Origin of the sequence: Mycobacterium farcinogenes (assembly GCF_019739075.1) — a bacterium.
GTDB lineage: Bacteria > Actinomycetota > Actinomycetes > Mycobacteriales > Mycobacteriaceae > Mycobacterium > Mycobacterium senegalense.
In genome coordinates this window covers 1,326,652-1,353,178 of sequence record NZ_CP081673.1, presented here as the reverse complement: position 1 = coordinate 1,353,178, position 26,527 = coordinate 1,326,652, and the positions used below count along the sequence as shown (strand labels likewise).

Genomic DNA, 26,527 nt, shown 5'->3' with positions numbered 1-26,527 from the left:
GGATGTACTTCGTCGGACTCGACCTCGCGTGGGGCGAGAAGAACCAGACGGGTGTGGCTGTCATCGACGCCGGTGGGCGGGTTCTTCACGTCGGGGTGGCGCAGGACGACGACGACATCGCGGCGGCGATCGAGCCTTATGTCAGCGGCGACTGCCTGGTGGCCATCGACGCGCCGCTGATCGTGAAGAACCCGACGGGGCACCGCCCGTGCGAGCGCGAGCTGAACCGGGACTTTCAGCGGTTCGACGCCGGAGCCCGCCCGGCGTTCACCGAACGCCCGGAGTTCAAGCATCCGCGTGGCGCGCGGATCGCCGCCTCGCTGGGCCTCGACATGGATCCGTCGTCGCCGTCGAACCGGCGCGCGATCGAGGTTTATCCGCACCCGGCCACCGTCGCGCTGTTCGGGCTCGACAAGACGTTGAAGTACAAGCGCGGCGCGTTCGGCGACCGCCAGCGCGAGCTGTTGAGATTGATGACGTTCATCGACGAGCTCGACGGGGCGACACCGCGGCTGCGGGCGAACCGAAATGTCAGCTGGGTGGAATTGCGCAAGCGGGTGGAGGCCGCCACCCGGCCGGGTCAGCTCGACCGTGACGAGGATCCGGTGGACGCGCTGTTGTGCGCCTACATCGCGCTGTACTGGTATCACCGCCCTGAGGACGTGACGATCTACGGCGATGTCGCGTCGGGTTACATCGTCACCCCGTCGCTGCCGGCGGATCGGCTTCCCCGGCCTCGACCCGCGCCGGTGCGTGAGGCCCCGCCGTCGAACGCCGTCGCCGAGTACGCCGCCCGGCGTCCGGATCTGGTGGCCGCCACCGAGCTGTACCTCAAGCTGGTCACCAGTCTGCTCGACGAGGCGGGCATCAACTACCTGAGCATCACGGCACGAACCAAGAGCGTCGACTCGTTCGCGATGAAAGCCAATCGCCGGGCGCCCGACGGCACGCCGATGTACACCGATCCGCTGGTGGAGATCACCGATCAGGTGGGCCTGCGGGTCATCACCTATCTCCGTGAGGACGTCGACGCGGTGGCCAACCTGCTGGCCGAGGAGATGCGGTTGCTCGACGATCAGGACATGGGCCTGCAGACCGCTCGTCAGGGCCGGTGGGGGTACGCCAGCCGTCATCTGCTGTTCGGGATCGAGGGCGAGCAGTATCCGGCGTCCATCCAGGTGCGTACGGTGCTGCAGCACGCGTGGGCGGAGTTCGAGCACGACGTGCGGTACAAGGGCTCGATACCGGCCGAGCACGTCAGCGAACTGGACCGCCGGTTCACCCTGGCGGCCGGACTGCTGGAGTTGGCCGACCGCGAGTTCACCGAAATCCGGGAACGGCTGCGGCTGACCATGACCGGCGACGAGGCGGAGCCGCCGGGGCTGTCCAAGGACTCGCGCATTCCCACCCCGGTGCTCGCCACCTATCTGGGCAACCGCTTTCCCGACGCCGGCTGGTCACGCACCGACCACTACAGCTGGATCTCGGGATTGCTGCTCGAGCTCGGCATCACCACGCTGGAAACGCTGACGGGCGTGCTGGATTCGGTGGATACCGACGAGATCAACCGGCTGATGGATTATCGCTTCCCGCCGGGCGCGGTGCGTCGGCTCGACGACGCGTTGCTGGCGGTGTTCGATGACCGCTACATCGGCCTCGACGGCAACGCCCATCGGATCGCCTTGCTGCAGAACCGGGTTGAGAAGTTGCGCGCCGAGACCTAGGGCGCGTCGGCGAGGTGGGTGGGGTCGGTGATGCCGGGCCCGGTGATGCCGAGTTGCTTGTTGATGAGCTTGGTGATCAGGAACAGCACCACCCCGGTGGCAACCAGTGCGAGTGCCAGCAGATACTGCACCGCAGGCCGTCCCGACGTCGGCAGCACCAGATACAGCGAAGCGATGAAGCCGATGACGGGCAGCGCGGTCGGCGTCTTGAAGTGGCCGCCCTCTTCTCGCACGTCGCGACGCAGAACCAGCACCGCGACGTTGACCACCGAGAAGACGGCGAGCAACAGCAGCGAGGTGGTTCCGCCGAGGATCGCCACCGTGTCCCCGCTCGCGAACGCCGACACGTAGAAGATCAGTCCGAACGCGATCACGGTGGTGAAAACGATTGCCACCCAGGGGGTGTGGCGTTTCGGATGCACCGTGCCGAGCACCGGGGGCAACACGTGCTGACGCGCCATGCCGTAGATCAGGCGACTGGCCATCAGCATGTTGATCAAGGCGGTGTTCGAAACCGCGAACATCGAGATGACCGGAAGGATGTTGGAGAAGGGCAGTCCTGGCGCGGCCGCCTCCATCACCTTCACCAGCGGGGAGGAATCCGACTCGGCAAGCTCGCCCACCGGCACCAGTGCCACCGCGATGATCGCCACGATGACGTAGACCAGGCCGGCGATTCCCAGACCGGTCAGCAACACCTTCGGGAAGATCCGCACCGGATCCTTGGTCTCTTCGGCCATGTTGACCGAATCCTCGAACCCGACCATGGCGAAGAATGCCAGTGACGTCGCCGCGGTGACGGCGATGAAGGCGTTCTTCTCGCCGGAGGTGTCGAACGCGACGACGCGGGAGAAGTCGACCTCCACCCCGCTGACGATGGCCCACAATCCCACCGCGACCACGAGCACCAGACCGGTGATCTCGATGAATGTCAGGATGACGTTCAGCTTGACGCTTTCACTGACCCCGCGAAGGTTCACCGCGGCGATCAGGGCCATGAACAACAGTGCGAGCAGGATGACGCCGACGACTTTCAAGTGGGCGACATGATCGGTGAAGAACTGCCCGAAGTTGACTTCTATCGCGTCGAAGAAGCTGATCGCGAAGAACCGCGAAGCCGTTGAGGCAGAGGTGATTCCGGAGCACATCACGATGAATGCCACCAGGAACGTCACGAAGTGGATACCAAAAGCCTTGTGCGCGTACAGAGCTGCGCCGGCGGCCTGGGGATACTTGGTGACCAGCTCCAGATAGCTGAAGGCGGTGATGGTGGCGATCAGAAACGCGGCCAGAAACGGCACCCATGCGGCGCCGCCGACCTCCTTGGCGACCTGCCCGGTCAGCGCATAGACGCCCGTGCCGAGGATGTCGCCGACGACGAACAGTAGTAAGAGTCCGGGTCCCATCACCCGCTTGAGCTGTGGCGCCTCCGCGGTTGCAGGTTGCGACATTCCCCCTCCTTCAGCCGGTCAGCCGCGTACCTGCCCGTTCGTCGACGGGCGCCAGCACGTCGATGACGTCGATCAGCGTGGCGCGGGCACTGGCCCTGGGCCCCTCACCTTCGTCGACCAACGATGCCACAACCGCGCCGTCGACGGCACACACCAGGGCGGTGACGAGTTCGGCCCGGACCGACCGGCCGGAGCGTTCCACCACTGCTACCACGGCGTCGGTGCGCTGTTGCAGGATGCGGCGCTGGATATCGCGCAGTCCGGGCTGGCGGGCGCATGCGATGTAGCGCTCGTATCGCGAGATCAGTTCCTCGATCCCACGACGCTCCGGTGATTCCCCGAGCAACAAATCGACAAGAACGTCAGCGGTCGACTCGGCACCCCGACGCCGCCGCGAGAGGGCGGCCACACCGGCACTGAGTTGTTCGGCTTCGCGGGTCCCGATGTACTCGACCGCTTTTGCGATGAGGTCGTCGAGTGAAGAGAAATAGTAGGTCGTGGAGGCCAGCGGGAGACCGGCACGACGCGCCACGGCACGGTGCCGGACGGCGTCGAATCCGCCTTCGCAAAGCAATTCAGCGGCCGCCCGCACGAGGGCGTACCGCCGACGCTCCCCTTTAGGGGTGACCGCTGCCGTCACCTTCCACATGCTGCCAGCCGGGCCCCTTCAACATCGGGCTTTCGGCCAATCATCAGGCTCTACTCAGGTTTTTCCGCCGCGTCGGCGCTCCACCGAGAATGCCACTGGCCGATGCGATTGCCGGGCGATGGCAAGATGGCCCGCATGCCCAACTTGACCCGTCGCGCAGTTTTGCGCCTCGGCGTCGGTGCGGCTGCCGGCGCCGCCGGTGCTGTAGCCCTCGCCTCCGCCCCTGTCGCACCCGCCAGCCCCGTGGTCGCGCCTACATTCACCACCGGGTCGTTCGTGTCGGCCGCCCGCGGTGGCACGAACACCAACTGGGCCATCGCGCGCCCGCCGGGACAAACCGGCAAACTCCGTCCGGTGATCGCCCTGCACGGCAAAGGCCAAGATGCCGCCGGCGTGATGGCCGGTGGCGTGGAACAGGGCCTCGCGGAGGCGGTGGCCGCCGGGCTGCCGCCGTTCGCCGTGGTGGCCGTCGACGGCGGCGGAAGCTACTGGCACAAACGCGCATCTGGTGAGGACTCGGGCGCGATGGTGCTCGACGAGTTGATCCCCAGGCTCGGCGATCAGGGCCTGGACACCTCGCGGGTCGGATTCCTGGGCTGGTCGATGGGCGGCTACGGTGCGCTGCTGCTGGGTTCGCGGCTCGGCCCGGCCCGCACCGCGGCGATCTGCGCGGTCAGCCCGGCGTTGTGGACGTCATCGGGGGCCGCCGCGCCGGGCGCCTTCGACAGCGCCTCGGACTACGCCGCCAACAGCGTCTGGGGCCAGCCCGCCCTGGGGTCGATCCCGATCCGGATCGATTGCGGCAACAGCGATCCGTTCTATGCGGCCACCAAGCAGTTCATCGCCCAGTTGCCCAACCCGCCGGCCGGCGGCTTCTCCCCCGGCGGTCATGACGGCAGCTTCTGGAGTTCGCAACTGCCCGCCGAGATTTCCTGGATGGCTCCGCTGCTGGTCGCCTAGACGCTGATGCGGCCCTCGGCGGCGGCCAGCGCGATGTCGCTGCGGAAGTGGCTGCCCGGCAACCGTATCGACTTGGCGAGCGCATAGGCCGCCTGGCGCGCGGCGGGCAGGTCGGCGCCGGTGCCGACCACCGAGAGCACGCGGCCGCCTGAGGACACCACCTCACCGTCCTCACGGCGCGCGGTGCCGGCATGCAGCACCCCGTCGGCTTCGGATCCGTGGATGACGTCGCCGACGCGCGGCCGGCCGGGATAGTTCTCCGCGGCCACCACGACGGTGACGGCGTAACCGTCACGCCACTGCAGATCGCCGAACGAGGCGAGCTCACCGGTGGCCGCGGCCTTCAGCAGTTGACCCAGTGGCGAATCGAGCAGGGCCAGAACCGATTGCGTCTCGGGATCGCCGAAGCGGCAGTTGAACTCGACGACCGCCGGACCGTTCGAGGTGATGGCCAAACCGGCGTAGAGCAGGCCAGAGAACGAGCTGCCACGCGCAACCAGTTCCGCGGCAACAGGTTTGACGACTTCGTCGACGATCTGCGTCTTCACCGAGTCCGGCAGCCAGGGCAACGGCGCGTAGGCGCCCATGCCGCCGGTGTTCGGGCCGGTGTCCCCGTCGCCGACGCGCTTGAAGTCCTGTGCGGGCAGCAGCGGCACCACGGTGGCGCCGTCGACCACGCAGAAAAGTGACACCTCGGGGCCGTCGAGGAAGGACTCCAGCAGCACCGGGTGCCCGGAGTCGAGCAGGCTGGCGGCATGCGCGCGGGCCGCGTCGCGATCGGCGCTGACCACCACGCCTTTGCCGGCGGCCAGACCGTCGTCCTTGACCACCCAGGCGGCCTGGCCGGCCGGCGGACCGAAGCGGTCCAGTGCGGCGTCGAGTCGGGCCGGGTTGTCGACGATCTCGCTGCTCGCGGTGCGCACCCCGGCCGCGGCCATGACGTCCTTGGCGAACGCCTTCGAACCCTCGATGCGGGCGGCGTCCTTACTGGCGCCGAAGCAAGCGATGCCCGCCGCCCGGACGGCGTCGGCCACCCCGAGGACCAGCGGGACCTCGGGGCCGATCACCACCAGGTCGCTTTCCAGGCGCTTGGCGAGCTTCACCACGGCCTCACCGGAGGTGATGTCGACGTCGTATTGATCGGCAATGGTCTGGGTGCCGGCATTACCCGGCGCCACCGCCAACTCCTCCACCTGCGGATCGCGGCGCAGGGCCAGCAGCAGGGCGTGTTCACGGGCACCGGATCCGATAACGAGGACGCGCACGGTCGTAGCGTAGCCGGAAACCCGTGGGCATACACTTGACGCCACAGTGTATGGTCGAGGCAACGAATGTGCTCGCCGTCACACGAGGAGATGATCCGGCTTGACCACCATGAGCGCCTGCCCGTTCGGCGCGGGGTACGACTTCACCGATCCCGACGTCCTGCTCCGCGGTATCCCCGTCGAAGAGTTCGCCCAGCTGCGCAAGACCGCTCCGGTCTGGTGGAACGAGCAGGGCGAGTCGATTTTCAACGACGGCGGCTACTGGGTGATCACCCGCCACGAGGACATCAAGGCCATCTCCCGCAACGGCGGCGACCTGTGGTCCACCAACGCCAAGGGCGCGGTCATGCGGCTGCCGGACAGCGTCACCGCCGAGCAGCTCGACCTGACCAAGGCCCTGCTGATCAACCACGACGCCCCCGAGCACACCCGCCTGCGCAAGCTGGTGTCGCGGCTGTTCACCCCGCGTTCGGTCGCCGTGCTCGAAGAGAAGCTGGCCGTGGCGGCCCGTGACATCGTGGCCAAGGCCGCCGGGAAGGACACCGGCAACTTTGTCGACGACATCGCGGTGGGTCTGCCGTTGCTGGCCATCGCCGACCTGATCGGCGTCCCCGAGGAAGACCGGGAGAAGGTGTTCCACTGGTCCAACGCGATCATCAACACCGACGACCCCGATTTCGACGCCGATCCCACGATGGCCAACGCCGAACTGATGGGTTACGCCTACAACATGGCCGAGCAGCGCAGGAAGTGCCCGGCCGACGACATCGTGACGCGTCTGGTCCAGGCCGATCTAGAAGGCACAGCCGGCGAAGGCATTACTGACGTGGAGTTCGCGTTCTTCGTGATCCTGCTGGCCGTGGCGGGCAACGAGACCACGCGCAACGCCATGACCCACGGCATGAACGCATTCCTCGAAAACCCCGACCAGTGGGAGCTTTTCAAGCGCGACCGCCCCGATACCGCGGTCGACGAGATCATCCGCTGGGCCACCCCGGTGCACTGTTTCCAGCGGACGGCACTGGCCGACATCCAGGTCGGTGACGTCACCGTGAAGGCCGGGCAGCGCGTCGGGCTGTTCTACAGCTCGGCCAACTACGACGAAGAGGTCTTCGACAAGCCCTTCGAATTCGACATCCTGCGCAATCCCAATCCGCACCTGGCGTTCGGCGGCAACGGTGCGCACTTCTGCATCGGGGCCAACCTGGCACGGATGGAGATCAAGCTGATGTTCAACCAGATCGCCGATCAGATTCCCGACATCGCCAAGCTGGGTGAGCCGCAACGCCTCCGGTCCGGCTGGATCAACGGCATCAAGGACCTTCCGGTCTCCTACCGCGGTTGACCGGCTGACCGAAAGGTCCGTTGCTCTAGGATTCGCCCATGCGAACGCACGGGTGGTCCGGCTCGACGCCGGCCAGCGACGAGGAGGCGATTGCCCGCATCCTCGTCGCTGCGGGCAACGCCATCGATGAGCGCGGCGCCGATTTCTCCATCGCCGACGTGGCACGCACCCTCGGCGTCACCCGCCAGACGGTGTACCGCTATTTCCCGAGTACCGAGGCGCTGCTGGTGGCGTCGGCGGTGCACGCGGCCAGCGACTTCCTGGACCGGCTGGCGGCGCACGTCAAAGGCGTGACCGATCCGGTGGAGGCAGTGACCGAATGCATTGCCACCTCTTTGGAGTGGCTGCCCGAGGACAAGCACATCGGTTTGCTCGTGGCTCCTGGGCGCCCCAACGCCCACACCGAGTCCGTGACCTCGGATGTGGCGGTCGATTTTGCCCGGACGATGTTGCGCAGGCTTGACGTGGACTGGGCCGGGCTGGGGTACGCCGACGACTTTCTCGACGAGCTCGCCGAGCATGTGCTGCGGATCATCCAGTCCTTCGTGATCGACCCCGGCCGGCCGCCGCGCACCGGCGAAGCGCTGCGCAGCTATCTGCGCAGGTGGGTCGGCTCGGCCGTGGTGGCCGGGAAATTGGTGTCCGAGACGCCGGCCGCCGGGTTGTGAATGATCCTGATGCCGACGAAATGTTCGTCCCGGCTCGGGGTTGTCGCAGTGACACTCCGTATGACGGTGGCCTGTGCGTCACCCGGCGACCCGGTCGGGCGCATGCTCGGTTCCCGTGACGAGACTTCTACCCGTCCAGAATTGATAAGGCAGGCAAGCGAATTCGGTGGCATCGTCCTACCGCCGGGCGCCAGCGTCCGCTTCGTCCACCTGGTCATGCACACCACCTAGCCGGGTGGCCGCTCGAAATGCTGGTAGTCCACGGGATCACGCCAATGCCCGCCCCACCGCCAGCCACGTGCGGCGAAGGTCCGCACCACGATGTCACCGTCGCGGATCATCCCAGGGTCGGTGCGGGTGCGGTCCAGGTATGCCCGCGCGGTGGCCGGCTGCAAGTCACCGGAAGCCGAGATGTACGGGTTGATCAGCGGGTTGATGTCGACCGCACGGCCGTAGGCGTGCAATGACCACGACCCACTCGGGAGTGGCCGGCAATTGAATGCCGAGGTGTTGTTGTCCTGCATCGACAGCTCGTCGTCGGCACGCGGGTAGCGATCGGCCGTCCGCATCTTCTCGATCGGGAATCGCGCCGAGTACAAGCGCTGAAATACCGCGATCACATCGCTGACCGCGTCACGGTTCACCACCAACTCGCCGCGGTGCGATCGACCGTCGAAGCCGATGTACGACAGGGTGATTCGGCGCAGTTCGGCGGGTGGCACCGGGCATTCCGGTCGCCAGCTGCCACCCAGGCCGGCCGCGTTCACCGGCTGCACCCGGGCGGGTTCTTCTGGCTTTGCGCTGGGCGGCGGATCATGCGGTGCGCCGGAGCGGGCGTCCGGTGCCCGCACCGACTCCGGCGCTCCACCGGCACACGCCGTCGCGCCCCCGGTCAACAGACCCACCATCAGGGCACATACGCGGACTGTTGCGATGCCCACCCCCGCGACTCTAGATCCTCAAACCGGCAGACCAGCGTCGGCTCGAAGGTGGAATTGGCGCTCGAGGAGGGTTTGCCGGGATTTAGACTTGAGATCTCGATTCGTCCGGGGGTACTTGTGGGGGCACTCGACGCCTTTTACACGACGTGGTCGCAGGCACGCACCACGTTCGGTGAAGGTGCTCCGACCACCGGTGACTCGTTCGACGGCAGCGCACGACTCCGCGAGATGCAGGCCACGATCGCGTCCGCAGCGCCCGACGACCGATGGCAGGGCACGGCCTCGCAGGCCTACGCGGCAAAGAACGCCGAACATGCCGCTGTCTTCGGCAAGCTCGCGGATCTCGATCAGCGCATGGCCGCCGAGGTCAGCAATTCCGCGGCAGTAGTCTCGGCAGGCCGGCGTAACCTCGACGACCTGCAAAAATGGGTCGACGCCGCCGACGCTTCGATCCCCGGCGGACAGTCCGGCGAAACGATGCGGATGATTCTGGCCCGCAAGGGTCTCAGCCAGGTCAGCGACACCGTCCAACGGTCCACCGAGGAAATGCGCGCCATCGGACGCAAAGTCGACGATATCCGAGGGGAATACGACGCGATCAAAGGCGAAAGCAGGAAGGCCTCGGGCTTGAAGGAGAATCCGCCGCCGGTCACTGCAGACGACAATCGCACCCACGACGAGAAGGTCGCGGAATGGTTCGTGAAACTCAACGAGTGGAATCAGAAGGTTGCGAAACTCACGGCGACCAGGCCGCCGGAGAGCGCTCCTGAGGGGGTGAAGATCGCCTGGAATGAGGAGCGGAGGGCATTGGCCAAAGAACAGGCCGACCTGGCGCAGGAGGGTGTCGAGCTCGGTATCGAAGGAGCGGGAGTCCCACCCCCCGTTGCGCAGGGTGGCGGGCCGAGTAATCAACCGCGCTTTTCCGGTGCTACCGGGGTACCGACGACGCCCACGGCCGGCAATGTCGACATGCCGAGGACGAGGCGGCTGTGATCCGTTTCTGTACAGCAGCTTTCTGCTGTGTCACCTTCGCGATGACGGCTTGCGGAACTGACGGAGCCATGCCGTCAGCGCCCGTGCAGAGCACCAATGCACTTGCAGGCGTGGTACTTCCCGTCGAAGAGGTGCGGGCCATCTCCGGGGTTGCCGGATTTCACGACATACCGGAGTTGCGCGCCACCGCGCCCTCTGCAGTGCCGGACATCCCCGAACCATGTCGCGCGGTGTTCGACCCGCCCACCGTGTTCGGATCCGATTGGAAGCAGTTCGATGCCGCCGGTTACGGTGCCGATCTGGACGCTCCGGTGCTTCCCATCATGGCGGACGTCCGTCAGGCGATTGCCGTCTACCCGGACACTGCGACCGCACAGGCAACGTTCGACCGGCTCGCAGCGGCTGTACCCGGCTGCATCAGCACGGGTACCGGGTACTACCGCCGCACGGCGGAGAGCCCCGACCCGGGCACCCTGCTACTCAACAGTGAACGAGCCGACGGGGGCCACAGCGCGTATCGGCTCACCGGTACAGCGCTGATCAACTCAAGCGCACTCGGACTCCCCGACAGCGAGCGAGTCACTCTGGCGATACTCGACGGTCTCGAAAGAGCGGAGCACTGATGGGCGCCAACCGAGTGAATATCGTCAGGACCACAAGGATCACGTTCATCGTTGCGCTGCTCTGCCTCTCCCTGACCGGCTGTGACCTGGTCGGGCAGGCACTGAGGCCGTCGATGGATATCGACTACAACGACCAGAGGCTGAACGATGGCCTGGAAAGCCTTCTGCACGAGAAGAAGACAGGCCGACTCAGCGATTTCACCAGCTGGGATTGGGACGAGGTGCATCTCTTCCACGAATACACCAGCCGCGAGTCCATCGAAAAGACCGTGGGTTCACCCGTCATCAAGAGCAGCTCCTACGACTCGCAAGCAAGCCTGCTGGTCTTCGAGCAGAACGGGAAACCGATCAAAGCCGCTGGGGTCGAAGGCGATTACCTGCGGAGCCAGGGCCACCGCGCCACCTTCCCTGCCGACGTGATTGTGGAGCCTTGGGGTGACGGGTATCTGATGCTGGCTGTACCGGCCGACTAGAGAGCCTCTCGCCGGCCGGCGCCTCTCACACCACCGTCAGCGGCAGCGACTTCCGCGGCTCGAACACGAAGGACGCACCGCCACTGAACTTCACCACGGCTACCTCGCCGAGCTCCTTTGCCGCGGTGTCGGTTTCGACGATACGAGCAATCCACTCCTGATCGCTGCCGCCGACCTCGACGTCCAGACGAGGATCCACCGCCTGCACGATGGCCTGCAGCGGCCGCACCTCGGCCGGTGTCACCAGTGACACCCAGGCGCCGTCCTGGTGTGCCGCTGAGCGGCGCACCGTGATGACATCCGGTCCGAATTCGGTGTCCACGTAGGCGACAGGGTTGAACAGCGGATGCAGTTCGGCCACCTTGATCGCACCCTCGATGCCGCCGGGCAGATCCAGGGCCCGGTGGATCCGTTCGGCACCGATACCGGCGACGCCGATCAGCTGCTTGGTGCAGATGTCGGTGGCCAGCGCGGTGTCGGCGCCGGCGCGGGCGCCCACCGTGATGACGAACGACAGGTTCAGCAGGTGCATCTGCAGGCACACCTCGTCGGCCATCCGCACCAGGGCCGAATGGGAGAACGAGGCGAAGTCGAAGTCGGACACCAGCGGACCGGAGTAGTCGGAGGCGCCCTCATCGGACTCGTCGATCGGGTCGAGTTCCAGCTGAGCCGCCCTGGTCCGCCACATCACTTCCAGCGCAGGCAGATCCGGCACGTCGGGGTAGGACTCGTCGATCTTGACCGTCCACGCGCAGTGCGGATGCCGGTCCGCCGGAACCCGCGGAGGCCGGTGGATGGGCCGGATCTGCGCCTTGCGGTTGGTGGCCAGTGCGGTGGCGTCGAAGGTGGGGTCCTCGATGTCGTGGCACATGCCCCGCACGTACTCCTCGCCCATCGGCTCGACGTCGAGCAGTGCGCCGCAGTGATCGAGGTAGAACTCGCCGTTCCAGCGGTCGTGCACGATGTAACGGAAGTCCATGAACTGCGGCGGGGCGCCGATGTCGAGCTGGAGGCCCTTGAAGATCGTGATGACGTCGACGCCCTCGTACTTCAGCGCCTTCTGCATCCGCTTGGTGTAGATGGGGCTGGCCGCCATCCACTCCTCGATCGCGATCTGCAGCATCGCCTCGCGACCGAAACTGCTGATGCACCACGCCATTCCGGACCGGTCGATGAGCTGCCCCATCAGCAGCAGCTCAGGTACCAGTTTGACCAGCTGCTCACGGGTGAGCGAGGCGTACCTACTTGTCATCGAGCTCGCTCCCGGTGTTCATCTTGACTGCCGCATTCACATTGGCCTTGCGATCCTCGGCCAGTCCCTTCTCGGCGGCCTTGCGACGCTTGGCCACCACCTTGGACACCGTGCCGTTGAGCGCAGAACCGAGCGGGAAGCCCAGGTACTGCGTGAGGAAGATCGCGATGTCCTTGAGCTCTTCCTCGGTGAACTCACCGTTGAGCAACGCGGCATTGACCTGGATCTCGGCGAGGTCCTGCGAGCCGACCGCGGTCACCGCCGACAGCGTCATCAGCCGCTTCTCCCGCATCGACAGCCCGGGCTTGGTCCAGATGCTGCCGAACAGGTGGTCGACGGTGAGATCGAAGTAGGGATCTCCCTCGATGTTCGGCATCTCCCAGCCGTAGACCTCGTTCATCTTGGCCAGGCCCTTGGCGCGCAACTCGTCCATAGAAAGTTCTCCTAGTCGTTCTCGTGCGGTACGCCGAGGCCCTCAGCGAGCCGTTGCAAGGCCACCTGGGCCAACGGAAGATCCACTCCCACAACATCGCCCAGGCCGATGGCCAGGCTCAGGTCCTTCTCCCCCAGTCCCCGGGTGTGGGTGAAGGCGTCGTAGAGCCAGTGGTCCGGGGTCAGCTCGGCCATGTTCTCCCGCACGATGATGGCGCCCGGCCCGCTGGTCAGCGCGTCGGTGTGACGCACCACGCGGCCCAGCGCGCCGAGGTCCAGCCCAGCGGCCTCGGCCAGCTTCATCGCTTCGCACGCCGCGGCATACGAGGTGAAGGTCAGCATGTTGCGGGCCAGCTTCATCCGAGTACCGGCACCCGGTTCGCCGGCGTGGATCACCATCGAGCCGAACTGCTTGAGCGCGGGCTTGATCCGCTCGTAGACGGGCCGCTCCGCGCCGACCATGATGGCCAGCTCGCCCTTCTCGGCGGCCGCACCGCCACCGCTGACCGGGGCATCGACGATGTGGATACCCTGCGGCTGGTACTGCTCGGCCAGCTCGGCGGCGGTGGTGTCGCTGATCGTCGAGTGGATCACGATCACGGTCTCCGGCTTGACCTTTGGTGCCAAGTCGGCAATCACCGAACGCACCTGCTCGTCGTTGAGCACCGTGATGCTGATGATGTCGGCTTCGGCGACATCGGCCGCGCTGTCGGCCAGCGTCGCACCGAGCTCCTCGAACGGCGCCATGGATTCGGCACGCACGTCGTAGACAATGAACCCGCCGGGCCATTCGGCCAGCCGTTTGGCCATCGGGGCGCCCATGTTGCCCAGGCCGATGTAGCCGTACTTCGCAGTGCCCGTCGGCTCCTCGCGCAAGCGCTCGTCGGTGCTCATGACCGGATGATCTGTCCGCCGTCGACATTGAAGATCTGGCCGGTGATCCACTTGGCCTGATCGCTCAGCAGGAACAGGCACATGCCCACCAGATCCTCCGGCTGCCCCATGCGGGACAACGGGATTCCCTTGACGATGTCGTCCACCATCTCCTTGGGTGTGGTGGTGCGGTTGGCCTCGGTGTCGATGGGACCTGGCGCGATGGCGTTGATGCGGATGTTCTGCCCGCCGAGCTCGCGGGAAAGCTGCTGGGTCAGGCCGTTGATGCCCACCTTGGCCAGGCCGTAGTAGTTGGCGTACAGCCAGGCCGCCGTCGAGGACTGGTTGACGATCGCGCCGCCACCTCGCTTGGCCATCTTGCGGTACACCGCGCGGGTGCACACCAGCGCGCCGTCGAGGTTCACGCTCATGAACTTCTTGTAGTAGTCCCAGTCGACGGTGAGCAGGAAGTCCAGCTTCATGCCGCCGAAGATCGCGGCGTTGTTGACCAGGTAGTCGATGCCGCCGAACTCCGAAAGCGTCTGCGCCGCCATGTCCTTGGCCGAGTCGATGTCGGAGACGTCGACCCGCACGGCCAGCGCGTTGCCGCCCTCGCCCTTGATGCCGTCGGCGACCTTCTGCGCGCCTTCGGTGTTGATGTCGGCGACCACGACGGCCGCGCCTTCGCGAGCCAGCGCCTCGGCGTAGGCCTGGCCGATCCCGCCACCGGCTCCGGTGACGATGGCCACCTTGTTATCGAACTGTCCCATCGAAAATCTCCTCAGTCGTCTAGTTCGCGAGCGTCGCGACGCACTTGATCTCGGTGTACTCCTCGAAGCCGGCCACACCCATCTCGCGGCCGATCCCGGACTGCTTGTATCCGCCGAAGGGGGCATCTGCCGAGTACCAGATGCCGCCGTTGACGTTGACGGTGCCGACTCGCATGCGCGAGGCCACGGCCTGGGCGCGGGCGTCGTCACCGGAGAACACGGTGCCCGACAGGCCGTAGGGCGAATCGTTGGCGATGCGCACCGCGTCGTCGTCACCGTCGTGCGCGATCACGGTCAGCACCGGGCCGAAGATCTCCTCGCGGGACACCCGGGCGGTGTTGTCGAGGCCGGCGATCACCGTCGGCTCGATGAAGAATCCGGTATCCAGGTCAGCGGGACGCCCACCACCGCAAGCGAACCGACCGCCCTCCTGCAGAGCGAGATCCAGGTAGGACTGCACCCGGTCGCGCTGGCGCGCCGAGATCAGTGGGCCGCACACGGTGCGCTTGCTGTTGGGATCGCCGGGCTTGATGCCGCCCAACGTGGCCGCGGCGGCCTCGACGGCCTCGTCATACCGCGCCCGCGGGACCACCAGACGAGTCGTGATGGCGCAGCCCTGTCCGGCATGCATGGCCACCGTGAAGGCGGCCATCGAGCAGGCCCCGGCCAGGTCGGCGTCGTCGAGCACCAGGAAAGCCGACTTGCCGCCCAGCTCGAGGAACACCTTCTTGAGGGTGAGCGCCGCGTCGGTCATCACGGCCCGGCCGGTCGCGGTCGACCCGGTGAACGAAACCATGTCCACCCGAGGGTCTTTGGACAGCAGGGCACCGACAGCGTGATCGTTGGAGGTGACGATGTTGATCACCCCGGCCGGGAAGTCGGTCTGCTCGGCGATGATCTGGCCGACGGCCGCGGCCGCCCACGGCGTGTCGGGCGCCGGCTTGAGGATCAGGGTGTTGCCCGCCGCCAGGGCCGGGCCGACCTTGGCCAGGTTGATCTGGTGCGGGAAGTTCCACGGGGTGATGGCGCCGACCACGCCGACCGCCTCGCGGGCGATCTTGCGGTTGGTTGGGATGCCCTGCGGGGTGGCGTGGCCGAGATCGGTTGTCCACTCGTAGTTCTCGGCGGTGTCGGCCGAGAAGGCCAGATCGTCGATCGGGCCTTCCAGTTGGGCGCCCGCAGTGAGCATGCGGGGGGCGCCGACCTCGGCGATCGTCAATTCCCGCAATTCCTCGATATTTTCGCGCAACGCATCGCGCAGCTGGCGCAGGCAGTGCACCCGCAGCGCGTGGTTCGTCGACCAGTCGGTGTCGTCGAACGCCCGACGGGCCGCCTCGATGGCATTGCCCATGTCCTCGGCGTTCGCGTCGGCCGCAACGCCGAGCACCTCCTCGGTGGCGGGGTTGACGGTCTCGAATACGCCGCCACCGCCGGCGACGAGCTTGCCGTCGATAAGCAGTTGACTCTGGCGATCGGCCAGTACCGGCATCGGTGAACTCCACTTCACGAATTCTGGACAACTGTCCGGCTGTCTCGTGTCGAACGATAGCCGCAGACGATGTACACCCGCAAGGGTGCACCCTCCCGGCTGCGCCCCACCGGCAAAATATGCAGTTCATCATGGTCTTTCACCGTCCATACTTGCCCAACAGCGACATCGTCGGATAACTTGGACATGTGTCCAGCGATGCGGTGTCCGCAGTCACAGAACCAGCTCGGGAGCCAGGCAAGGAAGCTCCGCGCAATCGTCGGCAGGAGGAGACCTTCCGCAAGGTCCTGACCGCCGGGACGGAGATGTTGCGCGAATCGTCCTATGCCGACCTGACGGTGCGCGCGGTCGCCGCCCGCGCCGGGGTCGCACCGGCCACCGCCTACACGTACTTCTCGTCGAAGAACCACTTGATCGCCGAGATGTATCTGGACCTGGTCAGCCAGTGCCCGTATTTCACCGACGTCAACGACTCGATGACCACCCGCGTCGACAAGGCGCTGCGGGCGCTGACCCTGGTTGTCGCCGACGAGCCCGAGGTGGCGGCGGCCTGCACCACAGCCCTCCTGGGCGGGGGCACCGATCCCGCGGTGCGCAAAGTGCGTGACCGGATCGGCGCCGAGATCCACAAGCGCATCCGCTCGGCGGTGGGGCCGGATGCCGATTCCCGGATCGTGTCCGCCTTGGAGATGACATTTTTCGGCGCGCTGGTCAACGCAGGCAGCGGCGCCTTCACCTACCACCAGATCGCCGATCGGCTGACCTACGTCGTCGGCCTCGTCCTTGGAGAGCACTGATGAGCTTGGACATAGTCAAACCGATCCTCGATCCGTACGACTACGACTTCCACGAGGACCCCTACCCGTACTACCGGCGGCTGCGTGATGAGGCGCCCCTGTACCACAACGAGGACCTCAAGTTCTGGGCGCTGTCGCGACACAAGGACGTGGTGGCCGGGTTCCGTAACAGCGTCACACTGTCGAACAGGCACGGCGTATCCCTGGACCCGATTTCCCGCAACGACGAAGCCCACCGGGTCATGTCGTTCCTCGCCCTCGACGATCCCGGCCATCTCCGGCTGCGAACCCTGGTGTCCAAGGGTTTCACCCCGCGGCGCATCCGCGAGTTGGAGGGACGGGTCACCGAGATCGCTCACCAACACCTCGACGCGGCACTGCAGGACACCACCTTTGATTACGTCGACGATTTCGCGGGCAAGCTGCCCATGGACGTCATCTCCGAACTGATGGGCGTCCCGGAAGAAGATCGGGTGCGTATCCGCGCACTGGCCGACGGGGTCATGCACCGTGAGGACGGCGTCGCCGACGTTCCCGAATCCGCGATCGTCGCGTCCGGGGAATTACTGGTCTACTACGCCGACATGGTGAAGCAGCGCCGCAAGAACCGCACCGACGACCTGACGTCGGCACTGGTGGATGCCGAGATCGACGGTGACCGGCTCACCGATGACGAGATCATGGCCTTCCTGTTCCTGATGGTGGTCGCCGGAAACGAGACGACCACCAAACTTCTTGCCAACGCCGCATATTGGGGCTACAAGAATCCCGACCAGCTGGCTCCGGTGTTCGACAACCACGAGCTGGTCGTGCCGTGGGTAGAGGAGACCCTGCGCTACGACGCCTCCAGCCAGATCCTGGCCCGGCTGGTCGTCGAGGACCAGACGTACTACGACACCACGGTGCCCGCGGGCGACGTGCTGGTGCTGCTGATCGGCTCGGCCAACCGCGACGAACGGGTCTTCGAGAATCCCGACGAGTACCGCATCGATCGCGAGATCGGCCCCAAACTGGTGAGTTTCGGCAGCGGCGCCCACTTCTGCCTGGGCGCGCACCTGGCGCGCATGGAGGCCCGGGTGGCGCTGACCGAGTTGTTCAAGCGAATCCGCGGATACGAAATAGACGAATCCGCGGCTGTGCGGGTGCATTCCAGCTCCGTCCGCGGATTCGCTCACCTTCCCGTCACCGTCCAGCCCCGCTGAAGCCCCATTGCGGTGTCCCACCGCTGAAAACCCGACCAGTAAAGGCACGCTAAATGGCCCGTTTCGAACCCCATCCCGACCGCCGACCGGCCATCGTGGCCGGCGCGTCGTCCGGCATCGGCGCCGCCACGGCGACCGAACTCGCCGCGCACGGCTTCCCGGTGGCCCTCGGCGCCCGCCGCGTCGAGAAATGCCAGGAGCTCGTCGACCAGATCACCGCCGCCGGCGGAGAGGCGATCGCACTGCCCCTCGACGTCACCGACGCCGAGTCGGTCAAGTCGTTCGTGCACAGTGCCACCGAAGCGCTCGGCGATATCGAGCTGCTGGTGGCCGGCGCGGGTGACACCTTCTTCGGCCAGCTCCACGAGATCAGCACCGACGAGTTCGAGAACCAAGTTCAGATTCACCTCATCGGCGCCAATCGTCTTGCCACCGCGGTGCTTCCGGGCATGGTCGAGCGGCGGCGCGGCGACATCATCTTCGTCGGCTCTGACGTCTCCCTGCGGCCGCGGCCGTACATGGGCGGTTATGGCGCCGCAAAAGCCGGCCTGCTGGGCATGGCCAAGACCCTGCAGATGGAACTGGAGGGCACCGGTGTACGCGCCTCCGTGGTCCATCCCGGGCCCACCAAGACCGCCATGGGCTGGAGCGCGCCCATGGACAAGGTCGGCGAAATGCTCGAGGACTGGGCCAAATGGGGCCAGGCCCGGCACGACTACTTCCTGCGCGCGGCGGATCTCGCGCGGGCCATCACCTTCGTCGCGGAAACCCCCCGCGGCGGCTTCATCGCCGAACTGGAGATTCAGCCCGAAGCTCCGCTCGCCGATGTCAAGGACCGCCAGAAGCTGAGAGTGGAAGGCTGAAAGAACATGACGAGCTCTGAACTCAAAGAAGTACAGCGCGTTTCGGGTGGCGAAGAAGACGAACACGGCCACCTGGAAGAATTCCGCACCGACCCGATCGGCCTGATGCAGCGCGTCCGTGACGAATGCGGCGACGTGGGTTGGTTCCAGCTGGCCGACAAGCAGGTGGTGCTGCTGAGCGGCGCGGAGGCCAACGAGTTCTTCTTCCGCTCCAGCGACAGCGAACTGAACCAGGCCGAGGCCTACCCGTTCATGACCCCGATCTTCGGTGAGGGCGTGGTGTTCGACGCGGACCCCGAGCGCCGCGCCGAGATGCTGCACAACACCGCGCTGCGCGGTGAGCAGATGAAGGGCCACGCGGCCACCATCGAGAACGAGGTCAAGAAGATCATCGCCGATTGGGGCGACCAGGGCGAGATCGAACTGCTCGACTTCTTCTCCGAGCTGACGATCTACACCTCGACGGCGTGCCTGATCGGGCTGAAGTTCCGCGAGCAGCTCGATCGTCGGTTCGCCGAGTACTACCACCAGTTGGAGCGGGGCACCGACCCGCTCTGCTACGTCGATCCCTACCTGGACATCGAGAGCTTCCGCATCCGCGACGAGTCGCGCGTCAAACTCGTTGCGCTGGTGCAGGAGATCATGGACGGTCGCATTGCCAATCCGCCGAAGGGCAAAGAGGACCGCGACCTGCTCGACGTACTGGTGTCGATCAAAGATGAGGAGGGCAACCCCCGGTTCACGGCCAACGAGGTCACCGGGATGTTCATCTCCCTGATGTTCGCCGGGCACCACACCAGTTCGGGTACGTCCTCGTGGACGCTCATCGAGCTGCTGCGCAACCCCGACGTGTACGCACAGGTGCAGCAGGAGCTCGACGACCTCTACGCCGACGGCCAGGAGGTGAGTTTCCATGCGCTGCGGCAGATTCCGAAGCTGGACAACTCGCTCAAGGAGACCCTGCGCCTGCACCCGCCGCTGATCATCCTGATGCGGGTGGCACAGGACGAGTTCGAAGTGCAGGGCTTCCCCATCCACAAGGGTCAGATGGTGGCCGCATCCCCGGCGATCTCCAACCGGATACCGGAGGATTTCCCCGAACCGGATGCGTTCGATCCTGCCCGCTATGAGAAGCCGCGCCAGGAAGATCTGATCAACCGGTGGACCTGGATCCCGTTCGGCGCCGGTAAGCACCGCTGCGTGGGTGCGGCTTTCGCGCAGATGCAGATCAAGGCAATCTTCTCGGTTCTGCTGCGCGAGTACGAGTTCGAGATGTCGCAGCCGGCCGAGAGCTACCAGAACGACCACTCCAAGATGGTCGTGCAGCTGGCTCAGCCGGCGAAGGTCCGTTACCGGAAGCGGGTTTAGGAGCGTACCCATGGGTTGCTACCGCGTCGAACTCGACGAGGATCTGTGCCAGGGCCACGCCATGTGCGAGCTCGAAGCGCCGGACGTGTTTCGGGTTCCGAAGCGCGGCGTCGTCGAGATCCTCGATCACGAACCACCCGACGAGCTACGTGATGCCGTCGAGATGGCTGTCGATATGTGTCCCACCCGTGCTCTATCCATCACAGAGAAGGAATGACAATGGCGTCAAGACAACAATTGGAAGACTGGTCCGATCGCTGGCTGAAGGCCAACCAGGAGGCCGAGAAGGCCGGTGACTGGAAGCCGCTGGCCGACTTCTACACCGAAGATGCCACCTACGGCTGGAACATCGGGCCCAAGGAAGACGTGATGTGCGTCGGTCGCGACGAAATCCGCGACGTGGCCCTCGGTTTGGAGATGGAAGGCCTGGAGAACTGGGTCTACGAGTACCAGCGCGTGTTGATCGACGAGAAGCAGAACGAGATCGTCGGCTTCTGGAAGCAGATCGCCAACAGGAGCGACGGCACCACGAGCGAGATCTACGGCATCGGCGGTAGCTGGTTCCGGCTCAACGATGATCTGCTCATCGAGTGGCAGCGCGACTTCTTCGATTTCGGCCACGTAGCCAAGGGCTACGCGAAGCTCATCGAGTCCGGCGACCTCACCCCCACCATGCAGAAGCGCATCGAGCGTTCGCTGTCCGGTGAGAAGCTGCCCGGCTACTACCCGCTCGGCGAGGCCCCGGTCAAAATCTGGTAGTTCCCGGCCAAGCAGTTGCTTGGGGGTGGGTGTGACCCACGCAACTAATGGCTCTAGTCTGTGGTCACCGGCTCTAGTGGAAGGCACACGCGATGAAGACCAAAGGCGCTCTCATCTGGGAGTTCAACCAACCGTGGTCGATCGAGGAGATCGAGATCGGTGACCCCGTCAAGGACGAGGTCAAGATTCAGATGGAAGCCTCGGGCATGTGCCATTCCGATCACCACCTGGTGACCGGTGACATCCCGATGGCAGGTTTCCCGGTGCTCGGCGGCCACGAAGGCGCCGGCATCGTGACCGAGGTCGGCCCGGGCGTCGACCACATCAAGCCCGGCGACCACGTCGTGCTGTCGTTCATCCCGTCCTGCGGTGAGTGTCCGGCATGCCAGGAGGGTCTGCGCAACCTGTGCGACCTGGGCGCGATGCTGTTGGCCGGCACCGCGGTGTCCGACGGCACGAACCGCATCCACGCGGTCAAGAACGGTCAGCCCGTCATCCCGATGACGCTGCTGGGCACGTTCAGCCCGTACATGGTGGTGCACAAGAGCTCGGTCGTGAAGATCGACCCGTCCATCCCGTTCGAGGTGGCCTGCCTCGTGGGTTGCGGTGTGACGACCGGCTACGGCTCGGCCGTGCGCAGCGGTGACGTCCGCCCCGGGGACGACGTCGTCATCGTCGGCGTCGGCGGTGTCGGCACCGGCGCGCTGCAGGGTGCGCTGAATGCCGGTGCCCGCAACATCTTCGTCGTCGATCCCGTTGAGTTCAAACGGGACAACGCACTCAAGTTCGGCGCCACCCACGCCTACCCGGACATCTTCTCCGCGATGGCCGGGGTCGCCGAGGTCACCCAGGGCCGGATGGCGCACAAGACGATCGTCACCGTCGGCGAGCTCAAGGGCGAGGACATCGACCACTACATGAACATCACCGCCAAGGGCGGCACCGTGGTGGCCACCGCCGTCGCCAACATGGCCAGCAACGACGTCAAGCTCAACCTGTCGATGCTGACACTGCTGCAGAAGCGCCTGCAGGGCACCATCTTCGGCGGCGGCAACCCGCACCACGACATCCCGCAGCTGCTGAGCATGTACAAGGCAGGCCGGCTGAACCTCGACGACATGGTCACCCGGCAGTACAAGCTCGAGCAGATCAATGACGGTTACGCCGACATGCTCGAGGGCCGCAACATCCGCGGCGTCATCCGCTACACCGACGCCGATCGCTGACCCACCCGCATCTCACGCCGAATGTCACGCCAGCGTGGCTCTCACCACCGAGAGCCACTCCAGCGTGACATTCGGCAGGTGAGCACGACCCGCCAGGAGCGTCATGACCGAAACAAGCACCGAGACAAGCACCGAGACACCAGTTGTCCTCGCCTCTCGATCGTCGTGGAAGTGCGTGCAGTCCGGTGACCGTGAGGGCTGGCTGGCGCTCATGGCCGACGACATCGTGGTCGAGGACCCGATCGGCGAGGCCGTCACCAACCCCGACGGCACCGGTGTCAAGGGCAAGGAAGCCCTGGGTGCTTTCTATGACGCCAACATCGGGCCCAACGAGCTGACCGTCACCTGCGAGGAGACGTTCCCCTCGAGCTCGCCGAACGAGATCGCCTACATCCTGGTGCTGCGCACCAAGTTTCCCAACGGGTTCACCGCGACCGTGCGCGGTGTCTTCACCTACAAGGTGAACGACGACGGACTGATCACCAACCTGCGCGGCTACTGGAACATGGACGCCATGGCATTCGCGCAGGAAGACAACTGACCGGCGGAACGCTCGCCGGCCGCGGCGCGATCGTGGTCGGCGGCACCCACGGCATCGGCCTGGCTGTCGCAAAACTCCTCGCGGCCGAGGGTGCGGGTGTGGTGGTCAACGGTCGCGACGCTGAGGCCGCAGACGCTGCCGCACAGCGCATTTCCGGTGTCGCTCATGCCGGTTCGCCCGCCGACCCCGACGTGGCTGACGCGCTCGTCGACACCTGCACACGCGAGTTCGGCCGCGTCGACATCCTGGTCAACTGTGCCGGCACCGCCGAACCGGCAGGGTCCTCCATCCTCAATGTGACCAGTGCCGAATTTCACGAACTGCTCGACGCGCACCTGGGCACGGTGTTCGAAACCTGCCGCGCGGCAGCGCCGAAGATGGTTGCCCAAGGCGGCGGCGCGATCGTCAACACCAGTTCTTTCGCCTTCCTCGGCGATTACGGCGGCACCGGTTACCCGGCCGGCAAGGGAGCGGTCAACGGGCTGACCCTGGCGATCGCCGCCGAACTCAGAGAACACGGGGTCCGGGCCAACGTGGTGTGTCCGGGCGCCCGCACCCGGCTGTCCACCGGATCGGACTACGAGCAGCACATCGCCGAGCTCAACCGGCGCGGCCTGCTCGACGACGTCAGCATGCAGGGCGCGCTGGACGCCGCCCCGCCGGAGTATGTCGCCCCGACCTACGCCTACCTGGTCGGCGATCAAGCCAAGGACGTCACCGGCCGCATCTTCATCGCGGCCGGCGGGTTCGTCGGCGAATTCGCCCGGCCGTCACCGGGTTTCATCGGCTATCGGGACCACCACAGCGCACCGCCGTGGACATCGGCCGAGTTGCACGAGCTGATCGGGAAGAGCTAACCGCAGAAACCGCGGCCGGATCGGCCGCCGCGCGAAGCCCCTCGCCCCAACCGGTTGCTCAGGCCACGTGTGTGCACGGCAGGCACATTGAACGGCCGGTAGTAGGTGAGCACCACGCGGTCCTCGCCCTGCGGCGAGGGGGCGCAGGAGTGGTAGTTCCAGCCGTGGGGTCCGCGCTCGGCGACCTCGGGATGGTCGATGATCTCCCACCAGTTCTCGGCGGGCACGTCCAATTCGATCCACTCGAACAGCTCGGGTTCACGGTCCGACAGGGCTGGATCGTCACCGTCGGCTTCCCACTTGACCGCGTCGGTCACGAGGCATTCGCCCTTTCACGCAAGATTACTAAGCTCTACTAGTCAACCTGGTAGTGCTTACCTGCGCAACGAGATCGGCGTCTCATCCGGCGCTCACTATGCTCGTGGTCATGGCATCCGTCTTCACCAAGATCATCAACGGAGAACTGCCCGGGCGTTTCGTCTACTCCGACGATGACATCGTCGCGTTCCTCACCATCGCGCCGATGACGCAGGGCCACACCCTGGTCGTTCCCCGGGCCGAGATCGACAACTGGCAGGACGTCGAGCCCGCGGCCTTCGGCCGGGTGATGGAGGTGTCACAGCTGATCGGCAAGGCTGTGTGCCAGGCCTTCGGGGCGCAGCGCGCCGGCGTCATCATCGCCGGCCTTGAGGTACCGCACCTGCATGTGCACGTGTTCCCGGCGTACAACCTGGCCGACTTCGGTTTCGCGCACGTCGACAACAACCCGTCGCCCGAGTCTCTCGACGAAGCTCAGGCCAAGATCAAAGCCGCGCTGGCAGATCTGCAATCCGCGGCAAGCTGACGGTGAACCGGCAGCCCTGACCGGGCGCGGTGGTGACCGTGACCGTGCCGCCGTGAGCCAGCACCAACGAATGCACGATCGACAGGCCCAACCCCGTCCCCCCGCTGGCACGGGTGCGGGAACTGTCGGCGCGGTAGAACCGTTCGAATACCCGCCGCGCGTCGTCGGTGCTCATTCCCGGGCCTTCGTCGCACACCTCGATGATGGCGTTATCGTCGGCGGTGCCCACCCGCACCGTGATCCCCGCGGTTTCCGGGGTGTGCTGCACCGCGTTGGCCACCAGGTTGCTCAGCACCTGACGTAAGCGGGCCTCGTCACCGAGCACCTCGGGGGTGCCGGGACCATCGAACACCTCCATGCGCACCCGACGGCCCGGCGCGATCGACTGCGTGTCGTGCACGGCGTCGGTGGCCAGCGTCAACAGGTCGACGCGATGCTGATCCAGCGGCCGCTGCGCATCGAGCCGGGCCAGCAGCAGCAGGTCTTCGACCAGCAGGCCCATCCGCCGGGACTCGCTCTCGATCCGGCCCATCAGCATCTCGACGTCGCGGGCGGCGCCCTGCCGGTACAGCTCGGCGAATCCGCGGATCGTGGTCAGCGGGGTCCGCAGCTCATGGCTGGCGTCGGTGATGAAGCGGCGCATCCGTTCCTCGGACGTGCGCGCCTGCTCGGCCGACGCCTCCGAGGACGCCACCGCCCGCTGGATCTGCGCCAGCATGCCGTTGAGCGCGGACGACAACCGCCCCACCTCGGTGCGCGGATCCCGTTCGGGGACACGGCGATCCAACTGGCCGGCCGCGATCGCCGCGGCCGTACGTTCCACCTCCACGAGCGGACGCAGGCTGCGGTGCACGACGGCGTAGCCGACGATGCCGAGCACCAGCAATACGACCGCGCCGATGCCGACCTGCGACCAGATCAACGCACGCACCGACGACTGCACGTCGGACAGGTCGATCGCGACGGTGGTGCGCTCACCGTTCGGGCCCTCGACCGTCATGGCCCGCCATTGCACATCGGAGGTCCCGACGGACTCGACGGTCACCGGGGCGGGGCCGACGTCGTTGTCGTCGGGCAGCTCGGGTTCGGCCTCACGGTCGTTGATCGCGATCCAGGTTCGGCCGTCCTGGTCGACACCGCGAACGTAGAAGTTCGACGGCGGACGCGCCGGGTTCGGCCCTTCCAGGGGAGTCGAGGGCAGTTGGCGCGGCTCTTGCGCCCAGCTCCCAGCGGCGTCGAGCAACGTCTGATCGATGCGACTGACCTCGGTGTGCCGCATGATCGAGGTCACCGCGACGCCAGAGGCCAGCAGCCCGCAGGCCACCAAAACCAGCGCGACGGCCACCAGGCTGACGCGCAACGGCACTCCACGCCGTTCTACCCGGTCCAACACCGGTTAAAGTATGCCGCTGCCGGGCTGACCGTCAGCGCGGCTCACGCAAAACGTAACCGACCCCGCGCAGGGTGTGCAGCAAGCGCTTGTCGCCGGTGTCGATCTTGCGGCGCAGGTAGGACACGTAGGACTCGACGACGTTGACGTCGCCGCCGAAGTCGTAGCGCCACACATGGTCGAGAATCTTCGGCTTGGACAGCACGGTGCCCGCGTTGATGATGAAGTACCGCAGCAGGGTGAACTCCGTGGGCGACAGCGAGACGGGCTCCCCGGCCTTCCACACCTCGTGCGTGTCCTCGTCCAGCTCGATGTCGGCGAACGACAGCTTGGCGCTGCGCGGTTCCTCTACTCCCCGGCCGGACCGGCGCAGGATCACCCGCAGCCGGGCCACCACCTCTTCGAGGCTGAAGGGCTTGGTCACGTAGTCATCGCCGCCCAGGGTCAACCCGGCGATCTTGTCCTGCAGGCTGTCGCGGGCGGTGAGGAACAGCGCCGGCGCGTCGATACCGTCGGCGCGCAACCGGCGCAGCAGCCCGAAGCCGTCCATGCCGGGCATCATCACGTCCAGGATGACGGCGTCGGGCCGGACTTCTCTGGCCTTGTCCAAGGCGGCGGCACCGTTGGACGCGGTGTGCACCTCGAAACCCTGGAACTTCAAGCTGACGGACAACAGCTCCACGATGTTGGCCTCGTCGTCGACGACGAGGATCCGAGCTTCGGGGACGCTCTCAGGTAGTGCAGGCATGGCCATTCCCTGATGTTGAAGGTG

The 26,527-nt window shown here is 66.0% G+C and carries 29 protein-coding genes; 17 read left to right on the top strand and 12 right to left on the bottom strand.

The features are described from left to right. Nucleotides 1-2: 2 nt before the first annotated feature. A complete protein-coding gene (gene relZ / locus K6L26_RS06190) occupies nucleotides 3-1,724 on the top strand; it encodes a bifunctional ribonuclease/(p)ppGpp synthase (protein WP_019343077.1) in 1,722 nt (573 codons plus the stop codon). Here the strand turns inward: relZ and K6L26_RS06185 are convergent. Beyond that, nucleotides 1,721-3,175, bottom strand: coding sequence for an APC family permease (locus K6L26_RS06185; RefSeq protein ID WP_019343076.1), 1,455 nt, complete (start codon nucleotides 3,173-3,175; stop codon nucleotides 1,721-1,723). The genes relZ and K6L26_RS06185 overlap by 4 nt on opposite strands. A 10-nt stretch (nucleotides 3,176-3,185) precedes the next feature. After that, nucleotides 3,186-3,824 carry a TetR/AcrR family transcriptional regulator gene (locus tag K6L26_RS06180; protein WP_036391843.1) on the bottom strand — a complete coding sequence of 213 codons (639 nt, stop codon included), beginning with the start codon at nucleotides 3,822-3,824 and terminating at the stop codon, nucleotides 3,186-3,188. Between the two features lie 126 nt (nucleotides 3,825-3,950). On the opposite strand from K6L26_RS06180, the gene K6L26_RS06175 reads away from it, so the two are divergent. Beyond that, entirely contained in the window at nucleotides 3,951-4,784 is an 834-nt protein-coding gene (locus K6L26_RS06175; RefSeq protein WP_047039015.1) for an alpha/beta hydrolase, read from the top strand. On the opposite strand, the gene purD is transcribed toward K6L26_RS06175, so the two are convergent. Continuing rightward, nucleotides 4,781-6,049, bottom strand: a complete 1,269-nt coding sequence (gene purD, locus K6L26_RS06170) for a phosphoribosylamine--glycine ligase (protein WP_047038976.1) — start codon at nucleotides 6,047-6,049, stop codon at nucleotides 4,781-4,783. The two genes, K6L26_RS06175 and purD, sit on opposite strands and share 4 nt — an antisense overlap. A 109-nt stretch (nucleotides 6,050-6,158) precedes the next feature. Here purD and K6L26_RS06165 point away from each other — a divergent pair, with 109 nt between their 5' ends. Both K6L26_RS06165 and K6L26_RS06160 read left to right on the top strand, forming a co-directional pair. Then, nucleotides 6,159-7,394 (top strand): cytochrome P450, encoded by a 1,236-nt coding sequence (locus tag K6L26_RS06165; protein ID WP_174551518.1) that lies wholly within the window; start codon nucleotides 6,159-6,161, stop codon nucleotides 7,392-7,394. 38 nt (nucleotides 7,395-7,432) lie between these two features. Then, nucleotides 7,433-8,062: a TetR/AcrR family transcriptional regulator gene (locus tag K6L26_RS06160; RefSeq protein ID WP_019344168.1), complete on the top strand. Its 630-nt coding sequence runs from the start codon at nucleotides 7,433-7,435 to the stop codon at nucleotides 8,060-8,062. Nucleotides 8,063-8,289: 227 nt separating this feature from the next. Here K6L26_RS06160 and K6L26_RS06155 read toward each other — a convergent pair whose 3' ends face one another. Continuing rightward, nucleotides 8,290-9,003, bottom strand: a complete 714-nt coding sequence (locus K6L26_RS06155) for a M15 family metallopeptidase (RefSeq protein ID WP_043368057.1) — start codon at nucleotides 9,001-9,003, stop codon at nucleotides 8,290-8,292. A 117-nt stretch (nucleotides 9,004-9,120) separates the two neighbouring features. Between K6L26_RS06155 and K6L26_RS06150 the strand changes: the two genes are divergently transcribed. The 3 genes from K6L26_RS06150 to K6L26_RS06140 all read left to right on the top strand — a co-directional run bounded on the left by K6L26_RS06150 (nucleotide 9,121) and on the right by K6L26_RS06140 (nucleotide 11,092). Then, on the top strand, nucleotides 9,121-9,996 hold the full coding sequence (locus K6L26_RS06150) for an EspA/EspE family type VII secretion system effector (RefSeq protein WP_019344171.1): 876 nt from the start codon (nucleotides 9,121-9,123) through the stop codon (nucleotides 9,994-9,996). Nucleotides 9,997-10,064: 68 nt separating this feature from the next. Continuing rightward, the gene (locus K6L26_RS06145) at nucleotides 10,065-10,619 is read left to right on the top strand and encodes a sensor domain-containing protein (protein ID WP_019344172.1); all 555 of its coding nucleotides are present in this window, start codon (nucleotides 10,065-10,067) and stop codon (nucleotides 10,617-10,619) included. Then, nucleotides 10,619-11,092 carry a hypothetical protein gene (locus K6L26_RS06140; RefSeq protein WP_019344173.1) on the top strand — a complete coding sequence of 158 codons (474 nt, stop codon included), beginning with the start codon at nucleotides 10,619-10,621 and terminating at the stop codon, nucleotides 11,090-11,092. The genes K6L26_RS06145 and K6L26_RS06140 overlap by 1 nt, the downstream gene beginning before the upstream one ends. A 25-nt stretch (nucleotides 11,093-11,117) precedes the next feature. Here K6L26_RS06140 and K6L26_RS06135 read toward each other — a convergent pair whose 3' ends face one another. Genes K6L26_RS06135 through K6L26_RS06115 form a run of 5 tightly spaced genes read right to left on the bottom strand, consistent with a single transcriptional unit; the run spans nucleotide 11,118 to nucleotide 15,908 of the window. Then, a complete protein-coding gene (locus K6L26_RS06135; protein WP_019344174.1) occupies nucleotides 11,118-12,344 on the bottom strand; it encodes a hypothetical protein in 1,227 nt (408 codons plus the stop codon). After that, nucleotides 12,334-12,777: a carboxymuconolactone decarboxylase family protein gene (locus K6L26_RS06130; protein WP_003879857.1), complete on the bottom strand. Its 444-nt coding sequence runs from the start codon at nucleotides 12,775-12,777 to the stop codon at nucleotides 12,334-12,336. Before K6L26_RS06130 ends, K6L26_RS06135 begins: the two co-directional genes overlap by 11 nt. An 11-nt stretch (nucleotides 12,778-12,788) precedes the next feature. After that, nucleotides 12,789-13,670 carry an NAD(P)-dependent oxidoreductase gene (locus K6L26_RS06125; protein WP_019344175.1) on the bottom strand — a complete coding sequence of 294 codons (882 nt, stop codon included), beginning with the start codon at nucleotides 13,668-13,670 and terminating at the stop codon, nucleotides 12,789-12,791. Continuing rightward, the gene (locus tag K6L26_RS06120; RefSeq protein ID WP_019344176.1) at nucleotides 13,667-14,419 is read right to left on the bottom strand and encodes an SDR family oxidoreductase; all 753 of its coding nucleotides are present in this window, start codon (nucleotides 14,417-14,419) and stop codon (nucleotides 13,667-13,669) included. The genes K6L26_RS06125 and K6L26_RS06120 overlap by 4 nt, the downstream gene beginning before the upstream one ends. Before the next feature lie 19 nt (nucleotides 14,420-14,438). Then, complete coding sequence (locus K6L26_RS06115; RefSeq protein ID WP_043368063.1) at nucleotides 14,439-15,908, bottom strand: aldehyde dehydrogenase; 1,470 nt, start codon at nucleotides 15,906-15,908, stop codon at nucleotides 14,439-14,441. A 188-nt stretch (nucleotides 15,909-16,096) separates the two neighbouring features. Between K6L26_RS06115 and K6L26_RS06110 the strand changes: the two genes are divergently transcribed. The 9 genes from K6L26_RS06110 (at nucleotide 16,097) to K6L26_RS06070 (ending at nucleotide 23,521) form a co-directional block, all read left to right on the top strand. Next, entirely contained in the window at nucleotides 16,097-16,705 is a 609-nt protein-coding gene (locus K6L26_RS06110; protein WP_019344178.1) for a TetR family transcriptional regulator, read from the top strand. Then, nucleotides 16,705-17,907 carry a cytochrome P450 gene (locus K6L26_RS06105; RefSeq protein WP_019344179.1) on the top strand — a complete coding sequence of 401 codons (1,203 nt, stop codon included), beginning with the start codon at nucleotides 16,705-16,707 and terminating at the stop codon, nucleotides 17,905-17,907. The genes K6L26_RS06110 and K6L26_RS06105 overlap by 1 nt, the downstream gene beginning before the upstream one ends. Before the next feature lie 53 nt (nucleotides 17,908-17,960). Then, on the top strand, nucleotides 17,961-18,770 hold the full coding sequence (locus K6L26_RS06100; RefSeq protein WP_019344180.1) for an SDR family oxidoreductase: 810 nt from the start codon (nucleotides 17,961-17,963) through the stop codon (nucleotides 18,768-18,770). A gap of 6 nt (nucleotides 18,771-18,776) precedes the next feature. Then, nucleotides 18,777-20,138 carry a lanosterol 14-alpha demethylase gene (locus K6L26_RS06095; RefSeq protein ID WP_019344181.1) on the top strand — a complete coding sequence of 454 codons (1,362 nt, stop codon included), beginning with the start codon at nucleotides 18,777-18,779 and terminating at the stop codon, nucleotides 20,136-20,138. A 10-nt stretch (nucleotides 20,139-20,148) separates the two neighbouring features. Beyond that, on the top strand, nucleotides 20,149-20,355 hold the full coding sequence (locus K6L26_RS06090; RefSeq protein WP_019344182.1) for a ferredoxin Fdx: 207 nt from the start codon (nucleotides 20,149-20,151) through the stop codon (nucleotides 20,353-20,355). A 2-nt stretch (nucleotides 20,356-20,357) separates the two neighbouring features. Beyond that, the gene (locus K6L26_RS06085) at nucleotides 20,358-20,897 is read left to right on the top strand and encodes a nuclear transport factor 2 family protein (RefSeq protein ID WP_036391821.1); all 540 of its coding nucleotides are present in this window, start codon (nucleotides 20,358-20,360) and stop codon (nucleotides 20,895-20,897) included. A gap of 92 nt (nucleotides 20,898-20,989) precedes the next feature. Next, nucleotides 20,990-22,123, top strand: coding sequence for an NDMA-dependent alcohol dehydrogenase (locus tag K6L26_RS06080; protein ID WP_019344184.1), 1,134 nt, complete (start codon nucleotides 20,990-20,992; stop codon nucleotides 22,121-22,123). 103 nt (nucleotides 22,124-22,226) lie between these two features. Continuing rightward, a complete protein-coding gene (locus K6L26_RS06075; protein WP_043368059.1) occupies nucleotides 22,227-22,664 on the top strand; it encodes a nuclear transport factor 2 family protein in 438 nt (145 codons plus the stop codon). Nucleotides 22,665-22,693: 29 nt separating this feature from the next. Then, nucleotides 22,694-23,521 (top strand): SDR family NAD(P)-dependent oxidoreductase, encoded by an 828-nt coding sequence (locus K6L26_RS06070; RefSeq protein ID WP_047038985.1) that lies wholly within the window; start codon nucleotides 22,694-22,696, stop codon nucleotides 23,519-23,521. Here K6L26_RS06070 and K6L26_RS06065 read toward each other — a convergent pair. After that, on the bottom strand, nucleotides 23,518-23,838 hold the full coding sequence (locus tag K6L26_RS06065) for a hypothetical protein (RefSeq protein WP_019344282.1): 321 nt from the start codon (nucleotides 23,836-23,838) through the stop codon (nucleotides 23,518-23,520). The two genes, K6L26_RS06070 and K6L26_RS06065, sit on opposite strands and share 4 nt — an antisense overlap. A 110-nt stretch (nucleotides 23,839-23,948) precedes the next feature. Here K6L26_RS06065 and K6L26_RS06060 point away from each other — a divergent pair, with 110 nt between their 5' ends. Next, nucleotides 23,949-24,365 carry an HIT family protein gene (locus K6L26_RS06060; protein WP_064897110.1) on the top strand — a complete coding sequence of 139 codons (417 nt, stop codon included), beginning with the start codon at nucleotides 23,949-23,951 and terminating at the stop codon, nucleotides 24,363-24,365. Here K6L26_RS06060 and K6L26_RS06055 read toward each other — a convergent pair. Together K6L26_RS06055 and K6L26_RS06050 are read right to left on the bottom strand one after the other, a co-directional pair. Next, a complete protein-coding gene (locus tag K6L26_RS06055) occupies nucleotides 24,325-25,758 on the bottom strand; it encodes a sensor histidine kinase (RefSeq protein ID WP_081281785.1) in 1,434 nt (477 codons plus the stop codon). The two genes, K6L26_RS06060 and K6L26_RS06055, sit on opposite strands and share 41 nt — an antisense overlap. Before the next feature lie 31 nt (nucleotides 25,759-25,789). Then, nucleotides 25,790-26,509: a response regulator transcription factor gene (locus K6L26_RS06050; RefSeq protein ID WP_019344279.1), complete on the bottom strand. Its 720-nt coding sequence runs from the start codon at nucleotides 26,507-26,509 to the stop codon at nucleotides 25,790-25,792. Nucleotides 26,510-26,527: the final 18 nt, after the last annotated feature.

Excerpts from the sequence above, each read along its gene's own strand:
- relZ (WP_019343077.1), top strand. The coding sequence starts at position 3 with ATGTACTTCGTCGGACTCGACCTCGCGTGGGGCGAGAAGAACCAGACG.
- K6L26_RS06185 (WP_019343076.1), bottom strand. The coding sequence starts at position 3,175 with ATGTCGCAACCTGCAACCGCGGAGGCGCCACAGCTCAAGCGGGTGATG.
- K6L26_RS06180 (WP_036391843.1), bottom strand. The coding sequence starts at position 3,824 with ATGTGGAAGGTGACGGCAGCGGTCACCCCTAAAGGGGAGCGTCGGCGG.
- K6L26_RS06175 (WP_047039015.1), top strand. The coding sequence starts at position 3,951 with ATGGCCCGCATGCCCAACTTGACCCGTCGCGCAGTTTTGCGCCTCGGC.
- K6L26_RS06165 (WP_174551518.1), top strand. The coding sequence starts at position 6,159 with ATGAGCGCCTGCCCGTTCGGCGCGGGGTACGACTTCACCGATCCCGAC.
- K6L26_RS06160 (WP_019344168.1), top strand. The coding sequence starts at position 7,433 with ATGCGAACGCACGGGTGGTCCGGCTCGACGCCGGCCAGCGACGAGGAG.
- K6L26_RS06145 (WP_019344172.1), top strand. The coding sequence starts at position 10,065 with ATGCCGTCAGCGCCCGTGCAGAGCACCAATGCACTTGCAGGCGTGGTA.
- K6L26_RS06140 (WP_019344173.1), top strand. The coding sequence starts at position 10,619 with ATGGGCGCCAACCGAGTGAATATCGTCAGGACCACAAGGATCACGTTC.
- K6L26_RS06135 (WP_019344174.1), bottom strand. The coding sequence starts at position 12,344 with ATGACAAGTAGGTACGCCTCGCTCACCCGTGAGCAGCTGGTCAAACTG.
- K6L26_RS06130 (WP_003879857.1), bottom strand. The coding sequence starts at position 12,777 with ATGGACGAGTTGCGCGCCAAGGGCCTGGCCAAGATGAACGAGGTCTAC.
- K6L26_RS06125 (WP_019344175.1), bottom strand. The coding sequence starts at position 13,670 with ATGAGCACCGACGAGCGCTTGCGCGAGGAGCCGACGGGCACTGCGAAG.
- K6L26_RS06120 (WP_019344176.1), bottom strand. The coding sequence starts at position 14,419 with ATGGGACAGTTCGATAACAAGGTGGCCATCGTCACCGGAGCCGGTGGC.
- K6L26_RS06115 (WP_043368063.1), bottom strand. The coding sequence starts at position 15,908 with ATGCCGGTACTGGCCGATCGCCAGAGTCAACTGCTTATCGACGGCAAG.
- K6L26_RS06105 (WP_019344179.1), top strand. The coding sequence starts at position 16,705 with ATGAGCTTGGACATAGTCAAACCGATCCTCGATCCGTACGACTACGAC.
- K6L26_RS06100 (WP_019344180.1), top strand. The coding sequence starts at position 17,961 with ATGGCCCGTTTCGAACCCCATCCCGACCGCCGACCGGCCATCGTGGCC.
- K6L26_RS06095 (WP_019344181.1), top strand. The coding sequence starts at position 18,777 with ATGACGAGCTCTGAACTCAAAGAAGTACAGCGCGTTTCGGGTGGCGAA.
- K6L26_RS06090 (WP_019344182.1), top strand. The coding sequence starts at position 20,149 with ATGGGTTGCTACCGCGTCGAACTCGACGAGGATCTGTGCCAGGGCCAC.
- K6L26_RS06085 (WP_036391821.1), top strand. The coding sequence starts at position 20,358 with ATGGCGTCAAGACAACAATTGGAAGACTGGTCCGATCGCTGGCTGAAG.
- K6L26_RS06080 (WP_019344184.1), top strand. The coding sequence starts at position 20,990 with ATGAAGACCAAAGGCGCTCTCATCTGGGAGTTCAACCAACCGTGGTCG.
- K6L26_RS06075 (WP_043368059.1), top strand. The coding sequence starts at position 22,227 with ATGACCGAAACAAGCACCGAGACAAGCACCGAGACACCAGTTGTCCTC.
- K6L26_RS06060 (WP_064897110.1), top strand. The coding sequence starts at position 23,949 with ATGGCATCCGTCTTCACCAAGATCATCAACGGAGAACTGCCCGGGCGT.
- K6L26_RS06050 (WP_019344279.1), bottom strand. The coding sequence starts at position 26,509 with ATGGCCATGCCTGCACTACCTGAGAGCGTCCCCGAAGCTCGGATCCTC.